Genomic DNA, 4460 nt, shown 5'->3' on the forward strand with positions numbered 1-4460 from the left:
TCTTCGTCATCTACCATGTTCTTCGTCATCTACCATGTCACACTTGTTCATGAATACGATGATGAATGGTACACCTACCTGACGTGAAAGTAGGATGTGCTCACGAGTTTGTGGCATTGGGCCGTCTGTAGAAGCTACTACTAGGATAGCGCCGTCCATCTGTGCAGCGCCAGTGATCATGTTTTTAACATAATCCGCGTGACCTGGGCAGTCTACGTGTGCGTAGTGACGTGAAGGAGTGTCATATTCGATGTGAGAAGTATTAATTGTAATACCGCGCTCACGCTCTTCTGGAGCGTTATCGATTTGTGCGAAATCGCGTGCTTCACCACCGTACGTCTTAGTCAGTACGTGAGAGATAGCTGCTGTTAGAGTTGTTTTACCATGGTCAACGTGACCGATGGTGCCCACGTTTACGTGAGGTTTGCTACGTTCAAATTTTTCTTTAGCCATGGTATTGCCCCAATTAAGAGATACTTGGTGATGAAATCTACATACAACAAAAAATCCGATGCCTAAATGTCATCGAATCGATTAAGTCAGATACTCAGGGAAGCTTAGTTTGGCTGGCTGAAGGCAGTTTATCGAGAACCTATCCCAATTGGGTTTGTTCATAGATATGGGCACAATCAGCGAAAATTGGAGCGGATGGCGGGAATCGAACCCGCGTTATCAGCTTGGAAGGCTGGAGTAATACCATTATACGACATCCGCGCAACCTAACTAAGGTTACCTAACTACCTAGAAAAATGGTGGAGGGAGAAGGATTCGAACCTTCGAAGGCGGAGCCGTCAGATTTACAGTCTGATCCCTTTGGCCACTCGGGAACCCCTCCAGAGAAATGGTGCCGGCACCAAGAGTCGAACTCGGGACCTACTGATTACAAGTCAGTTGCTCTACCAACTGAGCTATGCCGGCGTTTCATTTCGGTAGCGGATATTAGGTAATCATGAGCACAAGTGCAATACCTATTTTTAAAAATCTGCAAAAAAAGTGCTTAAACGCCGCTTTTTCAGTCACCCAATACAATACATACCTATATATAGACTAAATATTAGCAATCCGAACTAATGCTAAATCGAAATCAATTTTATCAGTTGTCCCCCTATTGATCATGGTGTACTGTGCGTCTGCTAAGGGAGATTAACCATGCAAGTCACTAATCAAGTTCACAATGCGCTGTATTTACCATTCGCACGCCAGCAGTGGGCGGAGCTCAGAAAATCGGTTCCATTAACCTTAAGTCAAACCGATTTAGAAGACTTACGGGGTATCAATGAATCAATTTCTCTAGATGAAGTAACGGACATCTATTTACCCCTTAGCCGTCTACTTAACCTTATCGTTGAAGCCAAGCAGCAACGTGGATTAGTACTAAATCAATTTCTTGGCCGTGTCCCGCCAAAACGTCCTTATATCATTAGCATCGCTGGCAGTGTGGCTGTGGGTAAAAGCACCACCGCACGTATTATGCAGGCCTTATTAAGGCAATGGCCTGAACATCCTAAGGTGGATTTGGTTACCACCGATGGTTTTCTTTATCCACTGGCTGAGCTTAAACGCAGAGGTTTATTGCAGCGTAAAGGCTTTCCTGAGAGTTATGATATGAAAATGTTGGTCGAGTTCGTATCAAAGATAAAAGCCGGTGAGAGTTTAGTACATGCGCCTATCTATTCTCATATCACTTACGACCGCGTTACCGACACTCAGCACGCCATTCAGCAGCCAGATATTCTGATCATCGAAGGTCTTAATGTGCTACAAACTGAGCAAGATACTCACGTTGCTATTCAACAGCCTTTCGTATCTGATTTTGTCGACTTCTCTATCTATGTCGATGCAGAAGAGCAATTATTGAAAGATTGGTATATTTCGCGTTTTTTACAGTTTAGATCGGGGGCGTTTAGCGACGTTAACTCCTACTTCCATCATTATTCCAATCTCAATGATGCCGAAGCCATAAAAATCGCCAGTAACATTTGGGACAGTATCAACGGCCCCAACCTCAATTTAAATATTTTACCTACTCGTGATCGTGCACACCTTATTTTACGCAAAGGCACCGATCATTTAATGCATCAGGTACTATTGCGTAAATAGAAACTTATAAAGGCCGCATCGATATTTCGCCGCCAACAAAAGCCTTAATCTGGTCATTTTGTTTTAGCAAGATAGCGCCCTGTTCATCAATACCGCAACAGATCCCCTCTTCGACCTTTTCACCCATGATCAGTTTAATCATTTTGCCATCAAACAAATCCACTTCACGCCAACGCTGCTGAAATACTTTAAGACCTTCCGTTTGAAACAGGCTTAAATCTTTAACCAGTTGAGCTTGTAATTTAATCATCAACTCCGTTTTATCAATTGTCTGTTCTAACCCAGACAAATCACTCCAAGGCTGATCGATCTTATCGGCTTGTGCTGCAGACATAGATAAATTCATCCCAATACCTATGACCAAATCACATTCGCTGTCGGCTTGACCACTCATCTCAATTAAAATACCAGCCAGCTTCTTGCGGTTCAGATAGATATCATTAGGCCATTTGACTCCAATACCATCAACGCCGAGTTCTCTAAGCGCGGTCACTAATGAGCAGGCAACCACCAAACTCAGCCCCATCGCCTGAGCAAGACCTTGTGAAAACTGCCAATATATGGAGGTATAGAGATGACAGCCATAAGGAGATACCCAAGTTCTCCCCCTACGGCCACGACCAGCCGATTGGTATTCTGCAACGCAGACATCACCACTGGATAATTCATTAACATGGCTTAACATAAAAGCATTGGTACTGACTATTTCATCGAAATAAAAACAGCGTCCTTTAATTGCATTTTTTAGCCTTTGATCATCAATCAATGACACGGGTGTAGCAAGCTTATAGCCCTTGCCCTTAACACTATAAATATCGACACCATACTCTTCGAGACTAGAAACTTGTTTGCTAACTGCGGCTCTAGAAACCCCAAGCTTAGTCGCCAAAGCTTCACCAGAGACAAACTCTCCTTGTTGTAAAGCGTTCAATATTGCTCGTTTACGTAACCATTGATCACTCATCAGCGATATCCTTTTGTCCTTTCGCACCGATAATTCTGGGTTCGACCTCTAATGCAACAGAGAATCTTTGTTTGATAATATTTACTATATATCTCGCAAGCCGACAGACATCATCGCCAGTGGCACCAGCAATATTCACTAAAACCAAAGCTTGCTGCATATGAACCGACGCACCACCGACTTGATACCCCTTTAAACCGGCATTATCAATTAGCCAACCAGCGGCCAGTTTGACACTACCTTCGCCATCTGGAAAACCAACAATATCCCCATATTGAGCTTTGAGTTGTTTAAATTGCTGAACTGAAACTAGAGGGTTTTTAAAGAAACTACCGACATTACCAAGCATTGCAGGATCCGGTAATTTACTCATTCGTGTTTCACAGATACGGTCGAAAATTTCTTGAGGCGTTACGCTACTATCGAAATGTTGCAGCGGACCATAACCAATATTAGGTTGCCAATCTTTACTGATCGTTAATCCGACAGCCAAAATAATAGCCTTATCTTTAAGTTGATGCTTAAAAATAGACTCTCTATATCCAAAATCACAAGCCTGATTATCTAAGCGTTTAATTTCACCTGTCAGCAAGTCTAAATATTCTACCCAATCACAAAAATATGAAAAATCAGTGCCATACGCACCAATATTTTGAATCGGTGCGGCGCCGACGGAACCAGGAATGAGCGCTAAATTCTCTAAGCCTGCAATGTTATTATCTAGACAGAAGCTAACTAATTGATGCCAATTTTCGCCAGCTTCAACAGATAAATAATAGCTATGTGAATCTTCAGATATTGCTATTCCTTTGGTCTCTATTACCACAACATGTCCAACAAAATCCTCAGTAAAAACAACATTACTTCCGCAACCTAGCACTAATAAAGGCGCTGTGCTGTCAACTACTTGCAGACAAGAATCGATCAGCTGCTGACGTTCAGTAGCTCTGACTAGGCTAAGACAATTAACGTCAATGCCAAAGGTATTGTAAGGAAGAAGAGAAGAAAAAATTGGACAGTCCATAAATTCAAATTGCAGCGTAAAAAGTCATTGTAACGCATCTAAAGCAGACTAGGTAAATTCGCTTTAAGAGAACATAGAAAGCAAAGCCCTAGCGGCTTAATAGTCATTAGGAGAAGTTTATAAAGCCCCAAACGCAAAAAAGCCACCTTAATAAGGTGGCTTTATCACAACTCTTAACGAGTTAAACAGTTTGTCTTCCCTACTTCTCTTATAAAGAGGAAAAGTGAAAACTAAATAGGCGTCTGGAAATGACCTACTCTCACATGGGGAGACCCCACACTACCATCGGCGCGATTGCGTTTCACTTCTGAGTTCGGGATGGGATCAGGTGGGGCCACAATGCTATGGTTTCCAGACAAAAAAGGAAATTTG

At 42.5% G+C, this 4460-nt stretch carries 3 protein-coding genes, 3 tRNA genes, 1 rRNA gene and 1 pseudogene; 1 reads left to right on the forward strand and 7 read right to left on the reverse strand.

What is annotated here, in order from left to right; all coding sequences use genetic code 11:
- Positions 1-18 precede the first annotated feature (18 nt).
- The 4 genes and pseudogenes from L1D21_RS16400 to L1D21_RS16415 all read right to left on the reverse strand — a co-directional run.
- A pseudogene (locus tag L1D21_RS16400) lies at positions 19-453 on the reverse strand (GTP-binding protein); the annotation flags it as partial.
- Between the two features lie 187 nt (positions 454-640).
- A tRNA-Gly gene (locus L1D21_RS16405) sits at positions 641-714 on the reverse strand.
- A gap of 36 nt (positions 715-750) precedes the next feature.
- Positions 751-835: transfer RNA gene (locus tag L1D21_RS16410), tRNA-Tyr, on the reverse strand.
- Positions 836-842: 7 nt separating this feature from the next.
- Positions 843-918, reverse strand: a tRNA-Thr gene (locus L1D21_RS16415).
- A gap of 231 nt (positions 919-1149) precedes the next feature.
- Here L1D21_RS16415 and coaA point away from each other — a divergent pair.
- On the forward strand, positions 1150-2100 hold the full coding sequence (gene coaA, locus L1D21_RS16420) for a type I pantothenate kinase (RefSeq protein WP_239846327.1): 951 nt from the start codon (positions 1150-1152) through the stop codon (positions 2098-2100).
- 4 nt (positions 2101-2104) lie between these two features.
- Here coaA and birA read toward each other — a convergent pair whose 3' ends face one another.
- From birA to rrf, 3 genes are all read right to left on the reverse strand, one after another.
- On the reverse strand, positions 2105-3064 hold the full coding sequence (gene birA, locus L1D21_RS16425; protein WP_239846328.1) for a bifunctional biotin--[acetyl-CoA-carboxylase] ligase/biotin operon repressor BirA: 960 nt from the start codon (positions 3062-3064) through the stop codon (positions 2105-2107).
- Positions 3057-4088, reverse strand: a complete 1032-nt coding sequence (murB, locus tag L1D21_RS16430) for a UDP-N-acetylmuramate dehydrogenase (RefSeq protein ID WP_239846329.1) — start codon at positions 4086-4088, stop codon at positions 3057-3059. The genes birA and murB overlap by 8 nt, the downstream gene beginning before the upstream one ends.
- Positions 4089-4328: 240 nt before the next feature.
- Positions 4329-4444 (reverse strand): 5S ribosomal RNA (rrf, locus tag L1D21_RS16435).
- Positions 4445-4460 lie beyond the last annotated feature (16 nt).

It is taken from the genome of Shewanella sp. Isolate11, assembly GCF_022398315.1.
Taxonomy (GTDB): Bacteria; Pseudomonadota; Gammaproteobacteria; order Enterobacterales; family Shewanellaceae; genus Shewanella.

Bases quoted from the DNA above. Each gene is read 5' to 3' on its own strand.
- murB (WP_239846329.1), bottom strand. From the start codon at position 4,088: ATGGACTGTCCAATTTTTTCTTCTCTTCTTCCTTACAATACCTTTGGC.
- birA (WP_239846328.1), bottom strand. From the start codon at position 3,064: ATGAGTGATCAATGGTTACGTAAACGAGCAATATTGAACGCTTTACAA.
- coaA (WP_239846327.1), top strand. From the start codon at position 1,150: ATGCAAGTCACTAATCAAGTTCACAATGCGCTGTATTTACCATTCGCA.